Below are 25,858 nucleotides of genomic sequence, written 5' to 3'. Positions count from 1 at the left end.
CCATGATAACAATTTCAGGAGTCTGCCATGCCTCAACTCATTGCGCGTCAGAACCCCAAGGCATTCAAGACCCTGCCGCTGCTGGTTGAAGGCAGCCCGGAAAAGCTGGTTTACCAGGCCTTGGGCCAACCCCTGAATTTCAACGAGGTGCTGGAGCGCCGCCGTCCGATTGTCGTCGAAGATGAACAACGCTTTTCACTTGAGCTGGCAAACCTGGGCGTTTCGGTCAGGATCACGCTGAACTGGCAAGGGCATGATCATTGGCTGTTGGTCCGTCAGAAGCGGGTCGATCGTGGCGATACCGTACTGAAACTGATATCTGGTTACGTACCTGCCCATGAGCTTAACCTTCCACTGCTTACGGCCGTTCAAGAAGTGGCTGAAGAGTGCCTGTTTGAAACCTCGGACGGTTGGCTACAGGGCCGTTTTACCGATACCTGGTTGCCTACGCCTTACGAGGGTGCACTGAAGTACCGGGAAAACGGCCATTTCACCCTCACCCCTCGTACTGGGGCCGCACGTCCTGTCCAGTGCGGCAGTTTGGCGCTGATCGAGCGGCCACGCGCTTACGTGCATACGCCTACCGCATCGCTGCAGCTGGTCTATGACATGCAGATGGAGCTACCCAAGGATATCCGCACGCCCAGTCTTTTCCATGTGGATGACAAGGTGGAGGATGGACAGCTCATCGCACGCCTGGACAGGCGCCGCCCGGATATTTATCTGCTGGCAGTGGATCAGGGTCGCCCTACCGGCGAGCTGTTTACCTTGCATGAGGGGCAACGCCAGCCTGTAAGCACCCGAGGCCTATGGCTCTCGGAAAGCTTTGCCGAACAGCGCGGCTGGCTCGTGCATGAAGAACGGGTACGCTGGCAGGATTGGCTGAGCCGCCTGGGCACAGTCAAGGAGAAGGCGTCCTGACGGACGTCGTTTCTATCAGGAGCTTCCGCGAATTCGCTCGACAATTGCGGTAGTTGAACTGTTTTCGACGACGCCCAGTACCTTTACTTCACCACCATAGGCTTGAACCAGGGGTGCTCCTACTACCTCATCGACGCTCTTGTAATCTCCGCCCTTTACCAGTACATCGGGCTTTACCTGCTTGAGCAGCTCCTCGGGAGTGCTTTCGCTGAAAGGAATGACCCAATCCACCGCGCCCAAGCCGGCCAACACCGCCATTCGACGATCGACAGTATTGATAGGCCGGCCCGGCCCCTTCAGGCGGGTTACGGATGCGTCATCGTTCACCGCTACAATCAGGCGATCGCCCAATGCACGTGCCTGCTCAAGATAAGCTACATGACCAGCATGGAGGATATCGAAGCAGCCGTTGGTGAAAACGATCTTCTCGCCATGGGCACGTGCATCCTCAATAGCAACCTGCAACTGCTCCAGAGCCAATACCCCTCGCTCCGAGCCTTCCTCTCGCTGCACCGCACGGCGAAGCTCCGGAGCGCTGATTGCAGCAGTGCCCAGCTTGCCCACTACAATACCTGCAGCAAGGTTCGCCAGAGCAACCGCATTGTGCAGCTCCTCGCCTGCAGCCAGCGCGGCCGCCAGAGTCGAAATAACGGTATCGCCCGCGCCGGTTACATCGAAGACCTCCCGTGCACGAGCGGGCAGATGGAACGGCTGCTGATCAGGCCGCAGCAGCGTCATCCCGTTTTCACCACGAGTTACCAGCAGTGCCCCCAGCTCCAGGTCAGCGATCAGTTTGCAGCCTTTGGCGACCAGATCAGCTTCGTCGGCGCAAGGTCCTACAATCGCCTCGAACTCGCTTAAGTTGGGCGTAATCAGGCTGGCGCCCCGGTAGATCGAAAAATCCTTGCCTTTGGGATCTGCCAGTACCGGAATATTGCGAGCACGGGCCAGCTGGATCAGGTCCTGATGATTTCTGAGCGCGCCTTTGCCGTAGTCGGAAAGGACCAGCACCTTTACACCTGCCAGCATGGAGCGCGTATCTGCTGCTAACGCTTGGGTATCGGTCTTGAATGATTCTTCAAAATCGACACGCAGTAGTTGCTGGTGACGGCTCATGATCCGCAGCTTGACGATGGTCGGCTGTCCGGCAATACGCTGAAAACGTGCCTCGACCTTGGCGGCCTTCAGGCTGTCAGCCAAGGCGTCGGCGGCCTCGTCCTGGCCTGTTACACCGACCAGATAAGCCGGTGCCCCCAAGGCAGCAATATTGAGCGCCACGTTGGCAGCACCACCGGGGCGATCTTCATTCTGATCAACCCGTACGACAGGCACAGGCGCCTCGGGCGAGATTCGCGACGTTGCACCATGCCAATAACGATCGAGCATGACATCGCCGACCACGAGCACGGGGGCTTGATCAAAACGGGGCATGGTCAGCTTCATGGAAAGACTCCAAACGTCAAAACGGCGGCGATGATACCACAGGGTTAAATCAGTCCCCGAGCGGCCCATGCCTCAGATCTTTTACGAAAAACAGCTCATGACGGCGAACGGCTTTGCGGAAGAATTCGTCCTCTCCCGTCACTGGCCATTGACGCCCTGTCAAAACAGACTGAAGCAGTCGGCGCAAACGTTTCTTGAGTGGTGGCGGAACAAGCAGATCATGCTGCATGCCCAGCGCCATGGCCTTATCGAGCTGAGTTTGCGCACTTAACAGTGGGCTCCATACAGGCAGTGCCGGCAAAGGCTCGATAGCCGGCGGCAAGGCGATACCGTTACCTGATGGCCCCATCGGCCAGCGGTCGTTGTCGTGCAGGTGGTTAGCATAAAGCAACGCCGTATCTGGCTTCCAGCTACTGAACTGGATGGCCTCCTCTACCGCCTGGGCTGCCTGAACATGGTCCGCATGAGGGTCCAGCTGGGGATGGGGAAACACCATCACTTCCGGCTGAAAATGTTCGATGAGCGCAACCAGGTCGGCAACCAGGTTATTCCAGGAGGGCTGTCCGTCCGTGTCACCCGGAAGACGCAACGGATTAAAGCGCCGCACCGGACGGATATCCACATCACCAGAATCGCGTGAGCCAAACCCCTGCTCTGGCGCAGCATACATGGCCGGTAGCTGAAGGCAAAAATAGCCCAGCTGAACGCAACGCGTCATGGGTACACCGCCCCATAGCGGTACAGCCAAGCTATCCCATGCCCGCAAGCGTCCTTTGAGCCTGGCTGCTTCAGCAGTACTGAGGCCAAGTCGCTCATAGTACTCGGCCTCGATCTCTCCTTGCGTCAAGGTAACAATCGAAGCTTCGGCGCAACCACTATAGAGGCCGAACGCGGCCAACTCCGCATCGTCCGCATGGGGCGCAATTACCATTACACGTTTGGAGGCATAATCTGGATTGGAAAACCCATGCAGTGTCACAGGACCAACGACCCGGCAAAAACGGCCCCGGACAGATACTCGCCCTTCACGCAAGGCCTCGGAAAAGCCTGACAGGTTAAGGTAGCGGCGACCTTGCACGCCCCGCTCGAAATCCTGACGATCCTCCTGGCTACCAGCGCGAATCACAACATAAGGGTCGAACAAGCGGCCTAAAAAGCCTGCCTTGATTTCGCATTCCAATACCAGGGATTGCAACTCATCTGAAAGCTCATACCCTTTCAACGTCAAGACGTTGTCCGTGATCTCAACCGGCAGGCGTACACTGCTCTCAGGAAAGTCATACCGGTAATCATCATGTGGCGCATAGAACAGATGATCCGCGAACCAGGCCTCATGAACAATCCAGACAGCCACTATCGCAAGAGGTACCAGCCACCAAGGCAGCACCTGTACAAACGCAGCACCGAGCAGAGCAAGCAGAAACAACGCAATGATACCTAGTGCGATCCGCTTATGGCGCCGGTGCCGCTTGAGTAACCTTTGTTTACGCGCACTCATCACGTCACCTCGTGGACCGGCACTCGGTTGCACCAGCGATCCTTGTACTCACGATCCGCACGGCCAAACGAAAAGCGCAGGTCCTTACCTAGTGCACGCGCCTCCTCCCAGGCCGCCTGGGTATTGAGGAAGCTCAGTACACTGCCCGGACTGAAATCCCGGCTCTCCGGCGCCACACCACCATTAACGTATTCAACACTGATCCACCGAGGGGATTCGACACGGTAAAGCACCTGAATGGCAGCTGGAGCATCGTCCAGAAAGATAACGGAACCCATCATGAATTCGCGTAATAAGGAGAAGACGTCAGCCAGATGAGCTTTGGCAGGTACCTCGAAGGCCCAACGGCGCTCGAACAGATCGGCATAGAACGCTGCCAGTTCTGCTGGTGTGAAGTCACTGACAGGCCGAACCTGCCCACCCGCCTCTTCCAGCAGACGCAACTCGCGGCGCTGGTTGTAACGAAACTTCTTTGAAAGCTCCTCCGGCGCACGTGCAATTGCCAGACATTCTTTTTGCTGACGTGCAGTCGAGATATGCGCGGCACTTAGCGAAGATAAATACCGGGCCTTCTGGCGCAGCGGAGCCTGAGCATTCTCCTGAGCTGGCAGAATGATTTCTGCGTTCCCCAGGTCGAAGTAATCACGTCTACCCTTGCGCTTGAGCACATCGCGAGACAGCGCAATGTGCCCATCCCAGCACGCTACCGCCATCTGCAGCTCGCCGCTGGCTGGCCATCCCAGATAGCGGACCGGAAGCCCAACCAGATCAGACAGGCGTGCAACGATCTCTGGATGGGTGGCAACACTGCCTCCCCATGTTTGCCACGCCCGGGCATAGGCTGGCGCATCAATCTCAACCCAGCCCCGCTCACGCCACGCCCTAAACAACCCCATCATGAAACGTGTGTGCCTTCTTCATCGAGTGTCGTTGCGCCTTTTTCAACCTGACTGTTATGCAGGCGGGCATAATAGCCATTCTGCGCCAATAGCTCGGCATGCGTACCACGTTCCACGATACGCCCCTGATCCATGACTAGAATCAGATCGGCCTTTTCAATGGTGCTCAGCCGGTGCGCAATCACCAAGGTGGTTCGGCCAGTCATAACCCTGTCCAGCGCCGCCTGGATATGCCGCTCGGATTCGGTATCCAATGCAGAGGTGGCTTCATCCAGGATCAGCAGGGGCGCATTCTTCAAAAGCGCCCGTGCAATGGCCAGACGCTGACGCTGACCGCCCGAAAGCAGTACACCGTTCTCACCGACCAGTGTTTCATAACCCTCAGGCAAACGCTGGATGAATTCGTCGGCATAGGCGGCCTTGGCAGCTTCGAGCACCTGCTCGAATGGCGCACCAGCCAGATCACCATAAGCAATATTATTGGTGACCGTGTCGTTGAACAGCGTGACCTGCTGTGTCACTAGAGCAATGTGCCGACGCAGATTGGGCAACCGATAACGCTGGATGTCCAGATCATCCAGCAGAATCTGGCCCTGCGTGTGCTGATAGAAACGGGGAATCAAGTTGGCCAGTGTCGACTTTCCGCTGCCCGAGCGTCCTACCAGCGCCACCATCTGTCCAGGTTCCGCCACGAACGAGATATCGTCCAGAACCGGCTTTTCGGTACCGGGATAGGTGAAGTTCAGATTCCTGACTTCCAGACGCCCTTGCGCTCGAGCTCGCTCTTCAGTTCCTTCGTCCACTTCCGAGACTTCATCCAACTGCTCGAAAATGCTTTCAGCACCTGCGACGCCACGCTGGATCGTCGAGCTCACCTCGGATAACTGGCGAATGGGTTTAGGCAACAATCCCGCCATGGTGATGTAGGCGACCAGATCACCGGCCGATGAATCACCACGAAGATAAAGCACCAGGAACATCAAGGCAGCCATAGCGGTATAGATCAGCAGCTGCAACATCGGCGTATAAACCGCACCGGTTCTGTTCATGGTCAGCTGCTTTTGAGTATTGCTTTCGCTGGCCTCGAAGAACCGCTTACGCTCGTACGCCTCACCACCAAAGCTGCGAACCACGCGGTAGCCCTGAATGGCCTCGGAAGTTACATGGGTGACATCTCCCATGGCCGACTGGATTTTCTTGCTCTGCTTGCGAAACTTGCGACTGGCGGATGTCACCATCATGGCAATAATAGGCAGGATAGCCAGCATCACGAGGGTTAATTTCCAGTTCATCCATAGCAGGGATGCGAACAGGAACACTACCGTCATCCCCTCTCGGATCACCACCTTAATCGCATCAGTCGCTGCGCCAGTTACCATGGTGACGTTGAAGGTGATACGAGAGATCAGGTGACCAGAGTTGTTCGCGTCGAAATACCGGTTGGGCAGTATCAACAGATGATTGAACAGTGCTACGCGAAGATCGTGAACCAACCCCAGCGAAACCTTTGCAATAAAATAGTTGCCCAGAAACGAGCCGATGCCCTGCCAGGCAGCAATCAGGATAATGAGAAGCGGAACAGCCTGCAGCAGATGCAGCTCGCCGATAACAGGCCAGCCAGGAAACATCGACGCGTTCGGGTTGTTCAGGCCATCGACGAAATATTTGAGAATTCCGGCCAGCATGGGCTGAGTCGAGGCAAAGATCAGAAAGCCTACGATACTGAGGGCAAACTGTCCGATGTAGGGACGCACATAGCCCAAGAGGCGTAGATAGATTTTGAGACTTGAATGCTCTGCACGCGGGGACGTAGGAGTCGTCTGCATGATTGAAATAACTGTCTTGAGTAAACGGCCGATATTATCACGTCCAACTCTGCATACCAGAAACGAACATGGTAGTACTCCAAATAGGAGCACCGGTACGTAATAAGATCGATAGTATTGGCATGAGATACCAATACCTTACATGACACAGCCTCTTGGACTTCTTGCGATTTCCTTACCTTCATTGCGGCTAGGCATCACTAGAAGATGAGTTAAGATGCACGTCCCAGATTTGACGGAAGCAACATGCAACAGCTTGAAAAAATAGACTACCTGAAACTCCGCGAGGCGGCGCACGTCATAGAAGCGGACCAGTACGGTGACAAGGTGTTGCAATTGACCGATGGCAGCTTCCTTAAGCTATTCAGGCGCAAGCGGTTACTGACTTCAGCTGCGTTTTATCCCTACGCACAACGGTTTGCAGACAATGCCAGCCAGTTGCAGCGACGTCATATTCAAACGCCTACCATTATCGAGGTATATCGCGTCGCCGCGATCGAGCGGGATATCGTTCACTATTCACCATTACCTGGACAAACGATCCGACAGCTATTCAATAATGATGAGCCAGAAAAGCTCAAAACCGAACTGGGTCGCTTTGTAGCCTTGTTACATGAGCAAGGTGTTTATTTCCGCTCGCTCCACCTAGGCAACATTGTTCAGACGCCAGCATATGAATTGGGCCTGATTGATATAGCAGACCTGCGCTGCCAGTCACGCCCATTGTCACAGCGTCTGCGACTACGCAATTTCAATCATCTGTTGCGTTATGAAAACGACAGAATTTGGTTGATGACTGATGATGGCCGAGCCTTTTTCAATGCCTATCTAACTCATTCATCTATCGCCTTTACACGCAAGACCCTCAGACATCAGTTAAACCTGCCCAGAGGGTTCTTTCAGTGACTTCTCATGTATCAGGAACCGTAGCGCCACCACCTCGTACTGAGAAACTTTCTCTCTGGATTGTCCGCTTCGTACTACCCGTGGGCTGGCTAGCACTTTTGACAGGCATGTTCTGGATTGGCGATCGCTCGCTTTATCACAAGTTGTTCTATGTTTTTCTGGCTTTCCCGACATTGGTAGCCGTTTCGTTGACTCCCTCTCAGTTGCGTCAACTATTCCAAAGTCCATTGCTACGGGCGTATGTGCTTTTTGCACTCTATGTGTCGCTCAGTCTGGCTTGGTCTCCCGACAGCGGTGAGCTGTCGTTGATCAAATACCCGCTCTATGTGCTCATGATGCTTCTCGCCACAGCCCTGATGGCAAGGCATTACCCAGACCTTATGATAAAAACCACGTTCCTGGGCGCCGTACTGGCTTCGCTTAGCGCCCTACTGACATTACTTTGGTATGTTAAAGAGGGCGCGCATGGCCGTCTTGAAGGTTATGGAGCGCTTTATAATCCGCTACTGACAACTCACATTTATGGCTTCTACGCAGCCTTCTGGCTGGCCACTTGGTGCTCCAAGATACGCATAAGCTCCTGGATCACGCTGCCCGCCCTTGCAGTGGTACTTTTGTTGATTCTTTGTACGGGCTCGCGGACTCCCTTGTTTGCGCTTGCGATGAGTATGCTCTGGCTCACTTTCGCACATCCCAACCGGCGAACGCTTTTTATCGTCGGCAGCGTCATTATAGGATTTGTTGGACTGATATTGATTGACCCAAGCCTAGTCACCCAGCGCGGAGCCTCTTTCCGGCCCGCCATATGGGCTGATGCCTGGCGGCAAATTCAGCAGGACTTCTGGCTCGGGCACGGCTTCGACGCAACCATGCGTATTGACTTGCCAGAAGTAGGTCATATGTTGGCGGATCCACATAACCTGAGCCTTGGCGTCATGTATCAAACTGGCCTGACCGGCCTTGCGTTGTGGGTGGTGCTTTATCTAACTGCGCTGGTACAAGGCTGGCGTTTACGCCGTGAGCCTGCCGTACTCATCACCGGCACGCTTGTAGTATTTGGCTTGGCGGCAGGTATGACAGAGGGAAGCTCTTTTCTTTCTCGCCCCAAGGAGCACTGGTTTCTAGTATGGATCCCTCTGGCTTTACTTAACGTAGCCGTCATTTATCACCTTACTGCCCGAAAGCCTCAGGCAGTGAATGAAGTCTAGTGAGTGGGAACCATCAGCCGCAAAAGGCCACGCACCGTCTTGCGTGTCCAGGCCTGAATGGGAATGTCTCGTAACAGCGCCCTGGCCAATGGCTTGTTTCGGTTGGATGCCTTGAGAAACATGGAATTCAGGAATCGCGTTTTAACCTGCCCATAAGCAGGATGATCACTGAATCGCTCATAAGTTTTCAGTACATTCTCGACCATGAATGGCAAATTCTTGTATGTATTGCTTTCATGCTTTCGATAAAGCGCAAGCACCTCATCCAGAATATCAATGTAATATCCCGCCTGCGTAATTTTGAGCGTGATATAGAGATCTTCAAGACGGATGCTAGGGTCGAAACAGCCCACTTTCAATAATGCTTCCCGGCGAAACATGAGCGTAGCAGCCATTGGGCCTGGCTTGAGATCCAAAAAAAGGTCTTCGAAATTAAGCCTTCTGAACGGTAAATATCGATGCTTCTGCTGCTTTTCTGGATAGCGTTGCCCCTGCGCGTCAATCAGGTCGATATTAGCGGCACAGATTCCCACCTCGGGCTTATCTTTGATGTACGCAACCTGTCGCTCGATGCGCTGAGGCAGCATGATATCATCTGATCCAAAAGGAACAATCAAGCTACCAGAAGCCCGTTCAATCGCATCGTTTAGCGTACGGCTAAGTCCGATGTTCTGCTGCTGCCTGAAATCGAATCCGTACTCTTTTTGCAGACTCAAGATTCTTTGAACACTATCGTCCGTAGAGCCGTCATCAATCACCAAGAGCTCAATATGAGGATAGCTCTGCTTGAGGACGCTAAGAATACTTGCCTCTATATATGGGGCATGGTTGTAAGATGCGATAATGACTGTCACTAACGGACAGTTTTCCTCTGATAGCCCTTCCTGACTGCTCATAGCTGATAGCTCCGTATTCAAAGCGCCTTGTTTCTTGAGCCTCCCTCAAAGCCAAGAAAGCGCATTGTTTATTTATTCACCCTACTCAGATGCTTTTTGATCTTCGATAGGTTTTTTTCGCCAACAGCCTTGCATAAGGCCGGCTCATCAAGCCACTTCCAAAGCATGTCCTGCGGTACTTCTATTCGAGAGCGCTCACATGCGTTTTCAAATGCCTTTTCCCACCAAGCAGGTCCGCAAGCACGGTCAAATTCATTGGGGTAAGGATAGCAGCCGTAAAGCAATTCACGTGCAAACTGCCGTTGCTCAGGCTTCAGATATGAGGTTCGGATTTTATAGAGCAATCGCTGCAAACCAGGCGGGCGCGGTAACTTATCCGAGACATTATCGATATCTGCTAGCGCAGCCTGGCCAAGCGGATCACTCCTGTGTTTGGCATACCAAGCGCAAACCTTAGCGCGAAAAAGCCGCTTGCGGCTCCAGTAGTGATGAATGATGTCGGTACACTCAGCCAGTCGGAGCTGCTTCTTACGCGCGGCCACTGCCAGCATGAACTCCTCTAGCGTGTATGCCTTAGGAGACTGGGCTCGGTAATGGTCCATTAGAAAAATCGAATGATCCAGCAAGTCAGCGTCGGAACGGCATAATCCTATAACGCCCGAGTTGGTCATAGGCATGTCATCATCGGCCAGCCCCTCCTGCTGCAGTGGACTTGCCAATGTCTGGTAAAGTAACCCTGACCGATCCTCGCCAAAGCAGGGACCGATGGCGTTACAGAGCAACGCTCCTGGCGCAACACGATCAAACAATGCCTGTGGAGATTGCCGAAAAAAGGTGTCTGTATCGATTAAGATGGCTTTCTCGCTTGTATCCAGCACTTGTCTCAGCAATACATGTTTGGCACGGAAGTGATAATCGATAGGACGCGCCCACTCAGCCAACTGCTCTGCTGAAATGATATGGACGGTAACAGGCAGCTCGTCATAGATGAATTCACGATCACTGTATACATGAATTGCCAGCTTCGACAGGTTCGTTTTATCAAGGCGAGACAATGCACTGACGATGCTGAAAAAGGCTTCCTGATGATAGTTTTCTGAGCCGAACGCCAGGTATACCAAGCGGTTGGGCTCGAAGAATGAGGACATAGAGGGCTCCAATTACTGTACCCGCAAATCTAGAAGCAGAACGCCGGTTCAGCGTTGAAACCAAGTCTAGAAGCAGAACGCCGGTTCAGCGTTGAAACCAAGGTAGCCAGCGATCGCGCCAGTTAGCTGGCTGCCGTTCACGCAACGGAGCTTCCAAAGCTTTGACAATATGCCTGCCTAAGGCCTGAAAACTGTAATGGGTTTGTGCGAGAGCCTGACCCTCTTGAGCAATACGCTCGGCAAGTTCGGCGTTTTGTCTAAGCAAGGCAAGCTTTTGTCTGAGCTCATCAAGGGATGAATACAGCACAACATTCTGCATGTCGACGAAACCAAGCGCATTGTTTTCTACGCTCCCCTGATCGTAAGCGAACAGAACACAGCCACACGCCATGGCTTCGAAGTTCTTGATCATGTATTCACCCATACCTACATCAGCACTGACGAAGAACCGGATGCGATTCAGCATTTCTCGATATTCATCGCCTGACTCGGTACGCGTAACGGTGAGCGGTTCAACCTTACCCAGCTCTTCCAAAAGCTGTTTACGTCCACTATAGGCAACGCTCTTAAGACTTCCGACAAAACCGAGCTCAATGTCCCTGGGCACACCCATATTCCAGAGTCCTGCTGCGTCATAGCCTTTGGGAGCAAAGACAGCATCTACATTTTCCTGTTGCAAGCGTTGGGTCACGCCAGCACCCGAGCAAAGTACCCGGACCCAGGGCATCCGCCGGTAATACGCGCTGAACTTGCCGGTGTACTTACAGCGAATATAGTTCTGGTAGGCGTCATGCTCCAGTTCGACAAGGTTGGGCAAAGTCCGGATAAACCCGACCTGCTTGAGTTGTTTTTTGAAGCGCAGAAAAAGAACTACCCGCTCATAGCGCGCCAGATCGACATGCTCACGGAAGTAGCGCTTGAGGTTGGCTTGCTCCTCACTGTCCAACCACCGTAGATCACAGTCGCACTGCTCGGCTATAGCCTGGTATAGCGCATCCAGGATGACACGCTGCTCTTTCTGTACAAGCATCAATACTTTCATACGAGAGCGCCGGTCAATGACTGTTGGCGATAAACAGAAAACACATCATGAGTGTATTGCAGCCAGTTCTATATCTTTTGAAAGCTGCCTGATCATAGGCAAACGCCAGAAAGCAGCCCTGCCCGCTTCGTCACTGAAACGATCCTCCAACCGCTCCCGCATATGCTGAACACATGCACTCTGCTGACTTGGGCTTAGACGGGACAAGTGCATCAACCCGTTACTCAGCGCTTCGGAATCCCGTAGCGGAAATAGCAAACCAACGCCATCAATGATTTCACGTGCACCGCCACAAGCGGTTGCAATAATGGGTACGCCTGCTGCCATGGCCTCCAGCAGCACCATTCCGAAGGGCTCATGATCAGAGCTCAAGGCAAACGCATCGAAGGCCTTGAAATAGCATCGCGCATCGGCCACTTGTCCTAAAAATACTACACGATCAGCGATGGCAAGCTCACGAGCCAGGTCCTTGAGCTCTTCCTCCAGTCGGCCTTTTCCTACGATGGCCAGCAGAGCGTGTGCTGGGAGCGAAGGAAGCGCCTGGGCAAAGCCTTTTAGGAGGGTAGCTTGATCCTTATCTGGATGCAGCCGTCCCACATTTCCTACAATCCAGGCATCCTGAGGCAACTTCAAAGCCTCTCGCGCCTGCTCACCATGTAGTAGCTGGCCCTGTATCGCAGCAACATCGATACGGTTGTATAGCGTTTCAATGTAATCGGCTGGCCATTTGGTCAAACGCTGTCGGAGCTCATCACGAACGGCATCGGAAACCGCCAGAAGTCTTAGCCGTTTGCTCATGGCATTGGCGAAGAGCCTACGCCCCAAGCGATCGTAATCTCCAAAGGCGTGATGGACGCCGATGACAGGCAGTTTGGTAGCCAGGCAGGCAATCCAGATCGGCTTGAAGCGATGGGCAATGATGAACCGTATGCCTCTGGAGCGAACAATCTCTCGCAGTGCACGGATAGCACCAAGCTTCAATCCACGAATATCCTTGGAGCTGTACTCCATGAACAGCACCTCATCCGAGGCGCACTGGGTGGCAACCTCGGCATCGGCAGCGCCGGTCAGAAAGACTGTCGTGACCCGATAGCCTGTTCCCTTGAACAGGCTTGCGTATTGCCGGGCACAATCCAGAAAGGGACCATCATAGCCATGGCAAAATTGTAAAACCCTTGGTTCAGCTGATCGAGTCATAGGCATCCGCACCGTCTTTGACTACGAGGATGTCTTCCATGATCAGGTATTGCAAATCCGATCCGTAGAACATATCGAGCGCATCAGTCGGTGAGCAGATCATCGGCTCACCACGACGATTCAATGAGGTGTTCAACGAAACGCCGTTGCCCGTCAGGTTTTCCAGCTCCTTCATCAGGTCATACCAGCGTGGATTGTGTCGACGCTCCAGCACCTGGGCGCGGGAAGTACCGTCCTCATGGACAACCTCGCCTACACGGTTTTTCCACTCTTCGTTGACCTCAAAGGTAAACGTCATGAAGGGTGAAGGATGGTCGACTTTGAGCATCTCATGTGCCACGGTGTCGAGCATCGAAGGGCAGAAAGGTCTCCACCGTTCGCGAAACTTGATCTGTTCATTGATACGATCGGCCACACCCGGAACGCTCGGGCAGCCAATGATGGAACGGCCGCCCAGCGCACGCGGGCCGAATTCCATGCGGCCCTGGAACCAGGCCACCGGATTGCCGTCCACCATGATTTTAGCGATACGCTGGGGGACGTCGTCGAGCTTGCGCCACTTGGGTGCATTAGGATGACGGGCACAGGCGGCAATCACGTCCTCGTTACTATAGGACGGCCCGAGGTAGACGTGTTCCATCTTCTCGACCGGCACACCGCGCTGGTGCGATACGTAGGCTGCCGCACCGACTGCCGTTCCTGCATCACCAGACGCCGGCTGAACGAACAGCTCCTTGACCTCTGGGCGCGCAATAATCTTCTGGTTGAGCTTGACGTTCAAGGCGCAGCCGCCAGCAAAGGCAATCTTGCCGGTTTCCTTGATGATATCGCCCAGGTAGTAATCCATCATCTCCAGCGCCAGCTTTTCGAAGAGCGCTTGCATGCTGGCTGCATAATGAATATAGGGATCATCGGCGATATCCCCTTCCCGCTTCGGGCCAAGCCACTCGATCAGCTTGGGCGAGAAGTAGTAGCCCTTGCCCTTTTCTTTATAGCGACGGAAGCCGATGACGTTAGCGTAATCGGTATTGATGATCAGCTCGCCGTTCTCGAATTTCGCCAGCCTGGAGAAATCATACTTGCTTGCGTCGCCATAGGGTGCCATCCCCATGACCTTGAATTCGCCATCAAGCATTTCAAAGCCGAGGAATTCAGTAATCGCACCGTAGAGCCCACCCAGGGAGTCCGGATCATAGAACTCCTTGATTTTGTGGATCCTACCGTTCTCGCCATAGCCAAAAAAGGTAGTCGCGTACTCACCCTTGCCATCAATGCCTAGAATGGCGGTCTTTTCAGTAAAACCGGAGCAATGGTAGGCACTGGAGGCATGGGCCAGGTGATGCTCGACAGGCTCGATCTTGATTTTTTTCAAATCAAAGCCCAACTGCTGCAGGCACCACTGGATGCGCTTGTGGTAGCGCTTGTAGCGGCGATTACCAAAGAGAATGGCATCCAGCGCGCGGTCAGGAGCATAGGCATAGCGCTTGGCATAATGCCAGCGAGCCTCGCCAAACAGGCTGATCGGCGCAAATGGAATAGCTACGACATCCACATCCTTTGGCTTGATACCGGCCTGCTCCAGGCAGAATTTGGCCGACTCATAGGGCATGCGGTTCTTGGCATGCTTGTCACGCACGAAGCGCTCTTCTTCAGCCGCCGCGATCAACTTGCCGTCGATATAAAGTGCAGCGGAAGGATCATGGCTCAGGGCGCCGGACAGGCCCAGAATCGTCAATGCCACAGGTTCAACCTCTAGAGTAATCATCCCTGCGCCCAGGCAGGGATGGAATGCGTTCATCAAGCAGCCGGTACAGGGCACTGCTCTTGGGCCAGTTCCGCAGAAAGCGCTCACGATCTCGTGCAAAGGCTTTCTCAAATTGCTGCTGGCTCGTGTGCTGAGTCATGGCATCCAGGTCGATCAACGACCAGTGATTGCCATTCCAGAGCACATTATTCCCTTTTAAATCGCCATGACTGATTCGTTCGCGAATCAGTCCCTCAAAAAGAACATCCAGCGCGGCCAAGTCTTGCTCAGGTGGGGCGCTATCCCGGTACGGCTCAAAGCGCGCCAGTATATCCTGCCCTGACGCATAATCGGTAATCAGGTAGGCACGCCGGCGCAAACCTAGCCAGCGCTTTTCCATTACGCCTAAGGGTTTAGGCGTGTCGATGCCCAGAAAGCGCAGGCGATTCCCCTGGATCCAGCTATGCCAGGCGCGGCTGGGCCGCCAAAAGCGCGTCAACCAATGCCCAAAGCCCTTGATGTTATAGCGCTTCAGAATATAAATATTCCCAGCATGCTCCACACGCGCCACCGTGGCGGCGCCGCCATCCTTGTAGCGGTGTCCCTGGGCAATGAAACGGTCTGGATCGGCCAACAGCGGTTCCACCACCGCCTCGCTGTCCCGGCGCATGGCCAGGATGCCTTCACTGGATCGGCTCACTTTGAACAGGCTGCAATCTCGTCCGGCTTTTTCCAGAAAGTCTTTTAGGCGCCACGTGCGAATACGGACCGCTTCCTGCTGGATCGCTTCCGGTCTCAGGGCATGCTCGCCATTCACCAGCAGGTAATGCACCAGCAACTCTTCGATATAGGCGTCAAACCGGGCAGGCAGCTGTCCGAAAAAGACGCCTAGGTTTTGCATAACCTGCTTTTGAGAGAGGGGCTTTCCCTGGGACTCGGCGTGGATGTCAGCCCCATCTATAACGTAGATGTTCCCGTCCTGTTGAAGAAGGTTGTCCAGATGCAAGTCGTCCTGCCAGAGACCCTTGGCATGTAACTCGCCAATGGCAGCCAGCGACATCCCCAAGACGTCCTGCTGACTGTCAGAAAGAGGAGGTTCCTGATCAACTCTTCGCCATAAGGCATCCAGGCTCACTGCGTTCTCCAGAAACTCAAACAGCAACCAGCCGCCCTTGTCGGCCTCGAAGCCTTCAGCCACAACAGCCGGCGTTGTCAGCTGGTTGTCGATCAGTAAACGGCAACCTTCACGCTCACGTGTATAGTGTCGCTCCGAGCGAGCGCCTACAAACAGCTTGGCCAGCACCGAGCGGCCCTGCCACCGAGCCTCACCTACATAGCGTTGTCCAGGTAACACGCGCAGGAGTGATATCAGAGTCAGCGAGCCCTCAGGCAATTCAATCTGAACAGGCAGCGCTGGGGCTCGCCCAGACCGGGCTAGCTCATCCAGTTTCATGGACGCGTTTCCTTGCTGCGACGACGCACGCTGAGCTTGCGTAACCAAGTATCGACTTCACGGCTATCAGGCGCCATCTGTAGATAAGCCGCCAGGAACAGCCGGACTTCCGCCTCGCTCCAGACCGGTGCGCGCCTTAGTAACGGCTCCAGGTCCTTAACCCTGTCCTTACGCCCTAATAGCAACAGGCGTGTTTTTTCAAGGTCAATTAGGCGCGTTAGAAACCCGCTTTCCTGCTCCTGAAGAAAGATGTGCTTGGGATAAAAACAGCCATGAATACGCCCCGCTGCATGCAGGGTTCTGGCAAGTACGCCTATAGCCGCCAGGAGCGTATGGCGTGTCCGCTCGGGTAGCTCTGGCCATTCGGCCAGCCAGCTATCCAGATCCCGCCATCCATCCAATGCTCGCGTCAGCAGAATGGCCTGCCGTTCATTCCCTACCTTGCGCTCGCCAAAGAACGAAGCTTCCAGTGCCGGAATACCGAGCGTGCTGTAACGCTGGATGTTACGAAACTCCCGAGCAAAGGTGGGCTCTCCCAGGGGGTGAAGCAGGTCATGCGTCAGGTAATTGCTTTGACGCTTGAGGAAATAGGACGCCTCGTCGAGATCGAGCCGGTAGACGGTGCTCCAGCCGCCACGCCTGGCGTTAGGCTCGTCGACCGCCTCCAGCTGAAGCGACCAGAGCGCTTCGAACGTTGAGAGCCCGTGCCGCTCTAGTATGGCGGCATCTTTGGCAGACAGGAAATCGCTCATTCGCGCCCCTTGAAGTAATTCAATACATGTACGATTCGCTCCTTGTCGGAGTCTCTTAGCCGCTGCCGCCCCTTGTAACGCAAGTAGAATCGCAGCCGCTGCGTACGTGAAAGCTTGTATTTAGCGACCTTATCCAGGCAGGCCAAATCCTTGATGATGCGTCGCCTGAGCCAGGAACCAAACCAGAAGGCCCCTGCCGGACAATCGATGAGGTACAGCGTACCGGCTTGATCAACCAGCAGATTGCGCCACTTCAAATCATTATGAGCGAAGTGATGGTCATGCATGGTGCGGGTAGCGCGTGCCAACTGCAGACTCAACTGATCGACCCAGGCCGGATCACTCAAGCGCGGATCATCGTGGTGGGCCATGACAGCTAGGTCATCGGTCTGGGGAATTTCACGGGTTATCATGGCGCCGCGGGTAAACTGCCCGCCCGAGCGCTCAAGTCCCCAGGCCACAACAGGCGCTGTCGGAATGCCCCACTTGTCAAAGCGTTTGAGATTTTGCCATTCAGACTTGACGCGTGGACGTCCCATATACCGGCGCAGGCCCTTTCCTGCTCCGGTGTAGCGCTTGACGTAATAGCGAATCCCCTCATAAGTGACACGTATCACTTCAGACAGAGGGTCATTGGTCAAATGCTCGCCTTGCAAGGTGAATACCCGCTCAAGGCTGGCAAACTCCGCTATATGCTCCACAGAGGGATCAATACGCCACTGGGCCATCAGAGCCTGTCTCCGTAACGCTGCTTGCGTTCGTAGAGCCGTTCGGCCTTGCGCTGCAATCGCTGCAGGAGCGCGGCCTCTTCTCGCAGAATCTGCCGCAATGGCCGCTGAAAATACACACGAAGAAACCTCAGGAAATCCCGCTGAGTCAGCCCGATACCCAGTGCAGAGAAATACAGACCAGCCAGGTCCTTGTCGCGCCAGCGTCTGGGCACTTGGTCTCGCGTATGAGCGCGATGCAGGTCGATGAGTGACAGCCTCAATGTACCCGGCTCAACGGGCCGATCGGTATGCAATAGAAAGTGACAGATGTAGCAGTCTCGATGGTTGACCCCTGCACGGTGCATCGTGCCTGTCATCCTGGCCACCTCATCGATCAGAGCCCATTTGGTACTCGCCTTGGGAGGCTGAACGGGCCAAGCCAGCGTGTAGTCTTCCAGGCTGACGGTAGGTGCCAATTCCTCCGTGATAATGAAAGAGTGCTGCTCGGCCGGGTTACTGCCTCGCTCACCAAAAGCCACGGCGTTCATGGTAGGCACACCAGCCTCATGCAGACGTTGCAAAGCCTGCCACTCCTGGCCTGCACCCAGTACCGGCTGTTTCAGCTGTAAGAGGTTTTTGGCAATCTCGCCCCATCCGATCCCTCGATGGATTTTGACGAAATACCCCTTGCCATTGACTTCGGTACGCAGGGTCCGTCGCCCTTCCAACTCCCGAAAAACTTCTCCCTGAAGCGCTTCTACCGCTTCAAAGGCATCGCGACCCGCCCACAGGGAGCGAAAAGGCTCTTCAAGCACAAGCTTCACAAGCGCGGCTCCAGAATCACATCAGCCGCCCGCTCGGGCATGCTGTACAGATCGGCAGTCTCGGCATAAGCGAGGGCATTACGGGACCATGCAGTGCGCTGCGAATCATCGCTGAGCATGTCGGCCAACAGGGTATTGAGCTGCTCCTGCTCAAATGGGCTAGGCACTACCCGGCCGCAGTCGGCGTCCGTGATGTAATGAGCATAGCCACAGACATCGGTCACCAGCACAGGCAAACCGGCCACCAAAGCCTCCAGCAGTACCGTTCCCGTGTTCTCGTTATAAGCTGGGTGAATCAACAGATCCGCCCCAAGAAGAAAACGCGGGATATCGCTCCGTCCCTTGAGGATATCCACTTGATCGGAAATGCCAAGCGCCTTGGTCTGCAACAGAAACGGCTTGGGATCGTCCTGCCCGATAACAATCAGGCGCACCCGTTTCTTGAGTGCCTTGGGGAGCGAAGCGACTGCTCGCAGAGAGCGATCCAGCCCCTTGGTCTTAAAGCCCGAACCGATCTGCACAACCAGCAGTGACGTATCGTCCAGACCGAACTCCTGGCGAAACGCCTTGCGTATTTCTTCGGCATTGGCCGGTGCGCGGCGGTCTGCTGCTATACCAGGCGGAAGCAGATGAAAACGCTCGGCCGGCGTCCCGTAGTGCTTGACGAAGAACGGCTGCTGGACCTCCGAGATCATCAAGACCTGGGTCTTGGACTCGGGCTCAAACACGGCCCGCTCGTACTCGGCAAAATGACGATAGCGGCTCCACTTTCGGTACAGGGGGTTACGCAGTGTCTGCGCCTTTTCTTCAAAGCAGGGATCAGCCGCGTAATACACGTCCAGGCCAGGCATCTTGTTGAAGCCAACAATGCGATCCACTGGATCACTAGCCAGATCGCGCTGGAACCAGGCCGTAAACTTTTCGTTGCGTTTGTGATTGAACAACGCCTTGGCTGATCCAACGCGCACGTCGAATCCTTCAGGTACTGGGCCTTCCCAGATCAGCGTATAGACACGAATAGAGTGACCACGACGCTGGCACTCCTGGGCAATACGCATGAAGTCACGCTGTAGCCCCCCGAAGGGAAAGTACTTGTAGAGAACAAAAGCCAGACGCATCAGCATATGCCCATAAAAAATAGCGGATCACCGTAGCAGGTGATGACGTTCAAACCTGTCGAACCATGATAACTCAGCACAAACGCTGTCCTTTGCTGGACAGCATCGCTTCCAGTGAGGCGAAAACCCGTGCCGGATTGACACGCGAGAAGCACAAGGGCTGCTCTTGGGAAACATCAAACAGTCTCCGGTCCTCCTCAGAGGGAGCGTAGGTACACTGCTTCTGCAGACAGGGCGCACAGACCCAATCGCTGGTGAGATGTACCTGGGAACGGCCATAAGCACCTGTCAGTCTGGCATCGGTCGGCCCGAACAATGACAATGTCGGCACATCCAGCGCAGCCGCCAGATGCCCCAGGCCTGTATCAACTGCCACGCAGGCGCTGGCGCCAGCCAGTACGCGGGACACCCCAGCCAATGACATCTTGGGGAGAACCGACACATGTTCAAGTCCTGAAGCGATACGTTCTGCTCTTTCGCGCTCGGGGTCATTGCCCCATGGTAAGCGCACCAGCACCCCAAGCTGCCGGGCCGCTTCAGCCAGCTCGCGCCAATAGCGCTCCGGCCAGTGCTTGGTCGCCCAGGTCGTACCATGCAGAAACAATACATAAGGTCCGCTTGCCTGGGGCTCGGCAAGACGTGTGCGATCCAATCCGTAATCGCCAGTAGATTCTGGCAAGGGATAGCTCAGGGCCTGAGCAAACAGTTGCCTAAGTCGTTCGACAGCATGCTGTCCCCAAGCAACCTGGCAGGTTCGGTCATAAAACCGGCTTGCCAGTGGCTCGCGGATCGACTCGCGCGAAAGCCCTACTACCGGCGCCTTGACGTACCGAGTCAACCATGCACTTTTCAAAAGCCCCTGGGCATCGATCACCACATCGTAGTGAGTATCTCGCAGACGCTCCTTGAAGCGCGACCACTCTCCGCTTTTCAGCGTCTTGAAGAGGTTTTTACGCCACCGGCGAATCGCTACAGGAATGACTTGAGACACCGCTGGGTGCCAGGATGGAATCTCGGCAAAGCCTTCTTCAACAACCCAGTCGAAGCGGATTCCCGGAAACGCACGACTGGCATCCGTCAGGGCTGGCAACGTATGAATCACATCGCCCAATGACGATGTCTTGATCAAAAGCACCCGCACTTATTCCACCTCGACCGGATCAGCAACCAGTTGATCCAGTGCACGTAGCACAGCAGCAGGCTCCAGAAGACGCATGCAGTTGTAGTGTCCGAATCGACAGGTCCGATCAAAACACGGGCTGCACTCAATACCCAACCGTACGACCTCAACCTCTTCGGCCAGAGGTGGCGTAAAGCCTGGGGACGTCGATCCATAGACCGCAACCAACGGGCGATCCAGTGCGGCGGCGACATGCATGAGGCCAGAATCGTTGCTGACTACTGCCGACGCGCAGGACATAAGGTCGATAGCCTCGGCCAGTGCCGTCTGACCCGCCAGGTTCGTGACCTCTTCGCGCAGGCCTGGAATCAAACGCTCACGGATTTCCTCGCAGCCCGCATTATCCTTTTGCGAGCCGAACAGCCAGACCTGCCACCCTGCCCTGATCTTTACATTGGCCACTTCGGCGTAGTGGGCTGCAGGCCAACGCTTGGATTCACCAAACTCGGCGCCTGGGCATAATGCCAACACCGGCCTGTCCAGCTCCAGGCCAAACTTGCCAAGTGCCGCGTCGCGGCTGGCAGACTCGATTCGCAGTTGGGGACGTGGATAAGGCTTGGGCAACTCAGCCCCAGGCGGATAGGCCAGTGCGATAAAGCGCTCAATCATCAGCGGGTAGCGCGCCTTATCGAGTGTTCGTATGTCATTGAGCAGGCCGAAACGCATCTCGCCGCGCCAGCCGGTGCGCTTGGGAATGCCCGCAAAATAGGGAACCAGGGCCGACTTGAGCGAATTTGGCAGCAGAATGGCCTGATCGTACTGACCGCGCAGACTACGACCGATACGCCGACGCGTTGCCAGCTCAAAAGCACCATGCCCAAGCGGAAAACTCAGCGCCGAGCGTACTTCGGGCATCCGCTCAAGCAGAGGACGGCTCCAATCAGGCGCCAGCACATCAATGGCACAACCGGGATGAAGCGCCTGCAGACTCTTGAACAGCGTCTGCGCCATCACCATGTCGCCGACCCAGGAAGGACCGATTATCAGAATTCTCATAGGCTCACGCTACAACGTACAAGGCTCATAGTATCTACCATGAGCCTTGTACGTGCGGCTTATTTCACTGCGGTACGCCACTCGGCATGGCTATCAGTCTTGCCGGTGACCAGATCGAAGTAGGCCTTTTGCAGCGTTTCGGTCACCGGACCACGGCGGCCGGCTCCGATGGTGCGTCCATCGACTTCACGGATGGGGGTCACTTCAGCGGCAGTACCAGTAAAGAATGCTTCATCCGCAATATAGACTTCGTCACGCGTAATACGCTTTTCAACCAATGCGTAGCCATGCTCCTTGGCCAGTGTCAGCACGGTGTTACGGGTGATGCCGTTGAGGCATGCCGTTACTTCAGGCGTGTAGATGACATTGTCCTTGATGATGAAGATATTCTCACCGGAGCCTTCAGCCACATAACCTTCCGGATCCAGCAGCAGGGCCTCGTCTGCACCGCCGGAAATGGCTTCCTGCAGTGCCAGCATCGAGTTGATGTAGTGTCCGTTGGCCTTTGCGCGGGTCATGGAGATGTTCACGTGGTGACGGGTATAGGAGCTGGTACGTACCTTGATGCCCTGTTCCAGCGCCTCCTCCCCCATGTAGGCGCCCCAGTGCCAGGCGGCCACGATCACATGCACCTTCAGACCGGTCGCACGCAGTCCCATGCCTTCCGATCCGTAGAACACCATCGGACGCAGATAGGCGCTTTCAAGGTTGTTATCACGAATCACCGCGCGGTGCGCTTCGTTGATCTCGTCTTTGGTGAAAGGCATCTTCATGCCCATGATGTGGGCGGAGTCGAACAGACGATCCGTGTGCGCCTGTAGACGGAAGATTGCTGTGCCCTGAGGGGTGTTGTAAGCGCGAACGCCTTCGAACACACCCATTCCATAATGCAGCGTATGGGTCAGAACATGGGTGGTCGCATCGCGCCACGGCACCATTTCACCGTCATACCAGATCACACCGTCACGATCGGACATCGACATAATTTGCAGCTCCTCAAGAATTCTATTCGTACTGCTGCGCAGCGAGTGGGTCGAGCGCAAGCGACTTCCAGATCCGCATGACGCCGTGTCGCTCGTCATGGAAGAGGCTGCCGTCCACTACGCCTGCCTGCTTCTGCAGGGCTTGGCGGTGTGCGGCAGCACGGTAGGCTTTGTAAGCCTCTTGCAACAGATGGACATCTGGACTCGAGATCAATCCAGCCCGCTCCAGTTCTTCCAGAATGCGGATATTGTCGGTGAAGCGCAGCAGATCAGGATGCTGCCAGGACCAGACAAGAACCGCATATTGCACCATAAATTCAATATCGACGATACCGCCTGCATCCTGCTTGAGGTCAAATGCCCTGCCCGCCTCGAAGGCAATCGGCGACGATCCCCCGGAGGTAGCCTTGGTTCCCAGGTTTTCCCGCATCTTCATCCGCATCTCGCCGACCTCACGACGCAGTGTAGCCTCATCGCGACGCCGGCTCAGGACAGCAGCCCGTACAGCCTCGAACCGTGCCGTGACGACCGGACAACCGGCCAGCACCCGCGCCCGCACCAATGCCTGGTGCTCCCAGGTCCAGGCCTCGTTCTGCTGGTAGTGCTCGAATGCCTTGATCGTACTGACCAGAAGCCCGGCAGCCCCGGAAGGCCTTAGGCGCATGTCGACCTCATACAGCGTTCCGGCGGTGGTCGATGTGGTCAGGAAGTGGATGATGCGCTGTCCGAGACGCGTGTAGAACTGAGCACCATCGATAGGCTTGCCGCCATCCGTCTCGGCTAACGGATCACCATCGTGAATAAAGACAAGATCAAGGTCAGAACCGTGCCCCAACTCAATACCGCCCACCTTGCCGTAGCCTACGATCACGAAGTCCGGATCACATGGCGACCCATCGGCACGTTGCGGACGGCCATGGCGCTGAACCATCTGTCGCCAGGCCAGCTCAAGCACTTGATCAAGAATCGCCTCCGCCATCCAGGTCAGGTAATCACTGACCTTCATCAAGGCCAGCGTGCCTGCAATCTCGGACGCTGCCACTCGCAGTCCATGAGCGCGCTTGAAATGCCGGAGCATTTCCATCTGCTGCTCCAGATCATCCTCAGGGATGCGCGCCATCCGCTCCCGCAGCTCAGCGACCAGCTCAGGCTTTTGAGGTGGGCGATACAAGCGGCCCTCGTTAAGCAACTCATCCAGCAAGGCGGGGAAACGCGTGATTTGCTCTGCAATCCACACACTTGCACTGCAGAGCTGGAGCAGACGCTCCAGTGCTCCGGGGTTTTCGGTGAGCAGCACTAAGTATGCCGAGCGTCTGGCGACGGCCTCGATCAATGGTAGAACGCGATCCAGGGCTTGGTCGGGCTCGTCATGAGAAACAATCTGAGTCAACAGCCGAGGCATAAAGGCATCCAACCGTTCTCGCCCCATTCTCTGCATGGTCCGAACCTGACTGCTGCTTCGTAGCGCACACAACCGTGACCAAGCTGACTCGGAACTGCTCAAGCCTGCCTCCTTCAACTGCTGGATAGCTGCTGCATCCTCAAGACTGCCTTCCCAGAGGGGTAGCCATTCCTGCCCAATTTCTGACTGACTGTCCGCTCCCTCGTCCGGGTCTGCAATAACCTGCTGAAAATGCCAGTTGATACGGGTGCGCCAGTGAGTCAGCCGACTCAAAAAAGCAGTCCAGCTATCGAAGCCCATCATGAAAGCTACCCGCTCACGATCCAGCTCGCTGTCAGGCAATTTCTGTGTTTGTCGGTCTCCAATCGCCTGTAGCGCATGCTCCACGTAGCGGAGAAAGCAGTATGCCTCTCGCATCTCCTCGGCTGCCTCGGCGGGAAGATAGCCCAGATCCTTCAGGACGCTCAGGATTACCAGCAATGGGCGCTGCTGCAGGCTTAGCTCCCGTCCGCCATGAATCAGCTGATAGGCCTGTGCAATAAATTCCACCTCTCGAATGCCGCCTGCGCCCAGCTTGATGTTGTCATCCATCTCACGGCGCCTGACCTCCTGCTGGATCAGCTGCTTCATGTTGCGCAGCGCTTCAATCGCCGAAAAGTCCAGGTAACGCCGGTAGACGAAGGGGCGCAACATGCTGAGCAGTTGTACTCCGGCCTGCTGATCGCCTCCCACAACGCGCGCCTTGATCATGGCGTAACGTTCCCAGTCCCGACCCTGGTCCTGGTAATACTGCTCCATGGCCGAAAAGCTCAGCGCCAGCGCGCCTGACGAGCCATAGGGACGCAAGCGCATATCAACCCTGAAGACAAAGCCATCTACGGTAATCGTATCAAGGGCCTTGATAAGCCGTTGGCCTAGGCGAATGAAGAACTGTTGATTGTCCAGTGCACGACGCGCCCCTACTGTCTCGCCACCCTCGGGGTAGGCAAAAATGAGATCGATATCGGACGAAAGGTTAAGCTCGCCCGCTCCCAGCTTGCCCATTCCCAAGATAACCATATGCTGCGGCTCTCCAGTCCGATGCCCCGTCGGGACCCCGGATTGACGGCATTGGTCCTTGTACAGCCACTGGTAGGCCTCATCGATACAGGCATCGGCCAGTTCGGTCAGGTCACGGCACGTCTCGAGCAGGTCGGCCTGACGTGTCAGATCGCGCCAGATAATGCGAACCTGGTGCCGCAGCCGAAAGCGGCGTAAGCGCTGTCCGAGTTGGTTTTCATCCGAACATCCGGCTAGACAGTCGGTCAGTTGTTGGTGAATAGTGCCGGCTGGCAGTGATCGCTCGAATAGGCCCTCGTCTGCCAGATCCAGCATTAATGCCGGATCGCGCTGAATCTGCTCAGCGACAAACTCGCTGGCCGCTATCACCCGTGACAGGTCGCTGCGCCGCGCTGGCGGCCATGCTGAAAAATATTGCAAACGTTCAGGCTGTGCGTTCAATGCCTCCATGAGGCGTGCCTGCGCACACCTTACAGGTTCGGCAAGTGAATCAGGAATAGCAGTGAGAGAAGGCAGGCTCATGGTCTATCCTGTGGAGTCAACGGCTGAGGAGAAGGTCAAACCGTGCGACAATTTGTCGTTGTTTTATAACGGACATTGACCTGAGCAGCTGAAACGACCGCCGTTTTGTAGTAAAACTACACGCCGGCCGG

21 protein-coding genes are annotated in these 25,858 nt (G+C 55.4%); 3 read left to right on the top strand and 18 right to left on the bottom strand.

Annotation, left to right across the window (positions count from 1 at the left end):
• The first annotated feature begins 27 nt into the window (after positions 1–27).
• A complete protein-coding gene (locus B3729_RS15630) occupies positions 28–921 on the top strand; it encodes a hypothetical protein (protein WP_010797070.1) in 894 nt (297 codons plus the stop codon).
• A 15-nt stretch (positions 922–936) separates the two neighbouring features.
• Here B3729_RS15630 and hldE read toward each other — a convergent pair whose 3' ends face one another.
• From hldE to msbA, 4 genes are read right to left on the bottom strand one after another with little or no spacing between them, the layout of a single operon-like run.
• Positions 937–2,364: a bifunctional D-glycero-beta-D-manno-heptose-7-phosphate kinase/D-glycero-beta-D-manno-heptose 1-phosphate adenylyltransferase HldE gene (gene hldE, locus B3729_RS15625; RefSeq protein WP_219650766.1), complete on the bottom strand. Its 1,428-nt coding sequence runs from the start codon at positions 2,362–2,364 to the stop codon at positions 937–939.
• A 49-nt stretch (positions 2,365–2,413) separates the two neighbouring features.
• A complete protein-coding gene (locus B3729_RS15620) occupies positions 2,414–3,862 on the bottom strand; it encodes a PIG-L deacetylase family protein (protein WP_286788327.1) in 1,449 nt (482 codons plus the stop codon).
• Complete coding sequence (locus B3729_RS15615) at positions 3,862–4,761, bottom strand: GNAT family N-acetyltransferase (protein WP_286788326.1); 900 nt, start codon at positions 4,759–4,761, stop codon at positions 3,862–3,864. Before B3729_RS15615 ends, B3729_RS15620 begins: the two co-directional genes overlap by 1 nt.
• A complete protein-coding gene (gene msbA / locus B3729_RS15610; protein ID WP_286788325.1) occupies positions 4,758–6,587 on the bottom strand; it encodes a lipid A export permease/ATP-binding protein MsbA in 1,830 nt (609 codons plus the stop codon). Before msbA ends, B3729_RS15615 begins: the two co-directional genes overlap by 4 nt.
• Positions 6,588–6,833: 246 nt before the next feature.
• On the opposite strand from msbA, the gene B3729_RS15605 reads away from it, so the two are divergent.
• A complete protein-coding gene (locus tag B3729_RS15605) occupies positions 6,834–7,493 on the top strand; it encodes a lipopolysaccharide kinase InaA family protein (protein WP_286788324.1) in 660 nt (219 codons plus the stop codon).
• Positions 7,490–8,701 carry an O-antigen ligase family protein gene (locus tag B3729_RS15600; RefSeq protein WP_181123596.1) on the top strand — a complete coding sequence of 404 codons (1,212 nt, stop codon included), beginning with the start codon at positions 7,490–7,492 and terminating at the stop codon, positions 8,699–8,701. The genes B3729_RS15605 and B3729_RS15600 overlap by 4 nt, the downstream gene beginning before the upstream one ends.
• Here the strand turns inward: B3729_RS15600 and B3729_RS15595 are convergent.
• The 14 genes from B3729_RS15595 to glnE form a co-directional block, all read right to left on the bottom strand.
• Positions 8,698–9,597, bottom strand: coding sequence for a glycosyltransferase family 2 protein (locus B3729_RS15595; RefSeq protein ID WP_019364017.1), 900 nt, complete (start codon positions 9,595–9,597; stop codon positions 8,698–8,700). The genes B3729_RS15600 and B3729_RS15595 overlap by 4 nt on opposite strands.
• A gap of 68 nt (positions 9,598–9,665) precedes the next feature.
• On the bottom strand, positions 9,666–10,745 hold the full coding sequence (locus B3729_RS15590; RefSeq protein ID WP_019364016.1) for a hypothetical protein: 1,080 nt from the start codon (positions 10,743–10,745) through the stop codon (positions 9,666–9,668).
• An 85-nt stretch (positions 10,746–10,830) separates the two neighbouring features.
• The gene (locus B3729_RS15585) at positions 10,831–11,787 is read right to left on the bottom strand and encodes a glycosyltransferase (RefSeq protein WP_286788323.1); all 957 of its coding nucleotides are present in this window, start codon (positions 11,785–11,787) and stop codon (positions 10,831–10,833) included.
• 45 nt (positions 11,788–11,832) lie between these two features.
• On the bottom strand, positions 11,833–12,984 hold the full coding sequence (locus B3729_RS15580) for a glycosyltransferase (RefSeq protein WP_286788322.1): 1,152 nt from the start codon (positions 12,982–12,984) through the stop codon (positions 11,833–11,835).
• Positions 12,968–14,725 (bottom strand): carbamoyltransferase family protein, encoded by a 1,758-nt coding sequence (locus B3729_RS15575; RefSeq protein WP_219650949.1) that lies wholly within the window; start codon positions 14,723–14,725, stop codon positions 12,968–12,970. The genes B3729_RS15580 and B3729_RS15575 overlap by 17 nt, the downstream gene beginning before the upstream one ends.
• A gap of 4 nt (positions 14,726–14,729) precedes the next feature.
• The gene (locus B3729_RS15570; RefSeq protein ID WP_286788321.1) at positions 14,730–16,181 is read right to left on the bottom strand and encodes a lipopolysaccharide kinase InaA family protein; all 1,452 of its coding nucleotides are present in this window, start codon (positions 16,179–16,181) and stop codon (positions 14,730–14,732) included.
• Positions 16,178–16,933 carry a lipopolysaccharide kinase InaA family protein gene (locus tag B3729_RS15565; RefSeq protein WP_010797057.1) on the bottom strand — a complete coding sequence of 252 codons (756 nt, stop codon included), beginning with the start codon at positions 16,931–16,933 and terminating at the stop codon, positions 16,178–16,180. The genes B3729_RS15570 and B3729_RS15565 overlap by 4 nt, the downstream gene beginning before the upstream one ends.
• Positions 16,930–17,661 (bottom strand): lipopolysaccharide kinase InaA family protein, encoded by a 732-nt coding sequence (locus B3729_RS15560; RefSeq protein ID WP_286788320.1) that lies wholly within the window; start codon positions 17,659–17,661, stop codon positions 16,930–16,932. The genes B3729_RS15565 and B3729_RS15560 overlap by 4 nt, the downstream gene beginning before the upstream one ends.
• The gene (rfaP, locus tag B3729_RS15555) at positions 17,661–18,467 is read right to left on the bottom strand and encodes a lipopolysaccharide core heptose(I) kinase RfaP (protein ID WP_286788319.1); all 807 of its coding nucleotides are present in this window, start codon (positions 18,465–18,467) and stop codon (positions 17,661–17,663) included. Before rfaP ends, B3729_RS15560 begins: the two co-directional genes overlap by 1 nt.
• Positions 18,464–19,585: a glycosyltransferase family 4 protein gene (locus tag B3729_RS15550; protein ID WP_286788318.1), complete on the bottom strand. Its 1,122-nt coding sequence runs from the start codon at positions 19,583–19,585 to the stop codon at positions 18,464–18,466. The genes rfaP and B3729_RS15550 overlap by 4 nt, the downstream gene beginning before the upstream one ends.
• 73 nt (positions 19,586–19,658) lie before the next feature.
• Positions 19,659–20,726, bottom strand: coding sequence for a lipopolysaccharide heptosyltransferase I (waaC, locus tag B3729_RS15545; RefSeq protein ID WP_286788317.1), 1,068 nt, complete (start codon positions 20,724–20,726; stop codon positions 19,659–19,661).
• On the bottom strand, positions 20,727–21,761 hold the full coding sequence (gene waaF, locus B3729_RS15540) for a lipopolysaccharide heptosyltransferase II (protein WP_219650782.1): 1,035 nt from the start codon (positions 21,759–21,761) through the stop codon (positions 20,727–20,729).
• 59 nt (positions 21,762–21,820) lie between these two features.
• A complete protein-coding gene (locus tag B3729_RS15535; RefSeq protein WP_010797051.1) occupies positions 21,821–22,744 on the bottom strand; it encodes a branched-chain amino acid transaminase in 924 nt (307 codons plus the stop codon).
• Positions 22,745–22,766: 22 nt separating this feature from the next.
• A complete protein-coding gene (gene glnE / locus B3729_RS15530) occupies positions 22,767–25,727 on the bottom strand; it encodes a bifunctional [glutamate--ammonia ligase]-adenylyl-L-tyrosine phosphorylase/[glutamate--ammonia-ligase] adenylyltransferase (RefSeq protein WP_286788316.1) in 2,961 nt (986 codons plus the stop codon).
• Between the last annotated feature and the right edge of the window lie 131 nt (positions 25,728–25,858).

The organism is Pseudomonas sp. UBA3149 (genome assembly GCF_002364655.1).
GTDB classification, from domain to species: domain Bacteria; phylum Pseudomonadota; class Gammaproteobacteria; order Pseudomonadales; family Pseudomonadaceae; genus Chryseomonas; species Chryseomonas luteola.
The sequence above is the reverse complement of the archived record's forward strand: the minus strand, read 5'-3'. Positions and strand labels throughout refer to the sequence as shown.

Bases quoted from the DNA above. Each gene is read 5' to 3' on its own strand.
- B3729_RS15630 (WP_010797070.1), top strand. From the start codon at position 28: ATGCCTCAACTCATTGCGCGTCAGAACCCCAAGGCATTCAAGACCCTG.
- hldE (WP_219650766.1), bottom strand. From the start codon at position 2,364: ATGAAGCTGACCATGCCCCGTTTTGATCAAGCCCCCGTGCTCGTGGTC.
- B3729_RS15620 (WP_286788327.1), bottom strand. From the start codon at position 3,862: ATGAGTGCGCGTAAACAAAGGTTACTCAAGCGGCACCGGCGCCATAAG.
- B3729_RS15615 (WP_286788326.1), bottom strand. From the start codon at position 4,761: ATGATGGGGTTGTTTAGGGCGTGGCGTGAGCGGGGCTGGGTTGAGATT.
- msbA (WP_286788325.1), bottom strand. From the start codon at position 6,587: ATGCAGACGACTCCTACGTCCCCGCGTGCAGAGCATTCAAGTCTCAAA.
- B3729_RS15605 (WP_286788324.1), top strand. From the start codon at position 6,834: ATGCAACAGCTTGAAAAAATAGACTACCTGAAACTCCGCGAGGCGGCG.
- B3729_RS15595 (WP_019364017.1), bottom strand. From the start codon at position 9,597: ATGAGCAGTCAGGAAGGGCTATCAGAGGAAAACTGTCCGTTAGTGACA.
- B3729_RS15590 (WP_019364016.1), bottom strand. From the start codon at position 10,745: ATGTCCTCATTCTTCGAGCCCAACCGCTTGGTATACCTGGCGTTCGGC.
- B3729_RS15585 (WP_286788323.1), bottom strand. From the start codon at position 11,787: ATGAAAGTATTGATGCTTGTACAGAAAGAGCAGCGTGTCATCCTGGAT.
- B3729_RS15580 (WP_286788322.1), bottom strand. From the start codon at position 12,984: ATGACTCGATCAGCTGAACCAAGGGTTTTACAATTTTGCCATGGCTAT.
- B3729_RS15570 (WP_286788321.1), bottom strand. From the start codon at position 16,181: ATGAAACTGGATGAGCTAGCCCGGTCTGGGCGAGCCCCAGCGCTGCCT.
- B3729_RS15565 (WP_010797057.1), bottom strand. From the start codon at position 16,933: ATGAGCGATTTCCTGTCTGCCAAAGATGCCGCCATACTAGAGCGGCAC.
- B3729_RS15560 (WP_286788320.1), bottom strand. From the start codon at position 17,661: ATGGCCCAGTGGCGTATTGATCCCTCTGTGGAGCATATAGCGGAGTTT.
- B3729_RS15550 (WP_286788318.1), bottom strand. From the start codon at position 19,585: ATGCGTCTGGCTTTTGTTCTCTACAAGTACTTTCCCTTCGGGGGGCTA.
- waaF (WP_219650782.1), bottom strand. From the start codon at position 21,761: ATGAGAATTCTGATAATCGGTCCTTCCTGGGTCGGCGACATGGTGATG.
- B3729_RS15535 (WP_010797051.1), bottom strand. From the start codon at position 22,744: ATGTCGATGTCCGATCGTGACGGTGTGATCTGGTATGACGGTGAAATG.
- glnE (WP_286788316.1), bottom strand. From the start codon at position 25,727: ATGAGCCTGCCTTCTCTCACTGCTATTCCTGATTCACTTGCCGAACCT.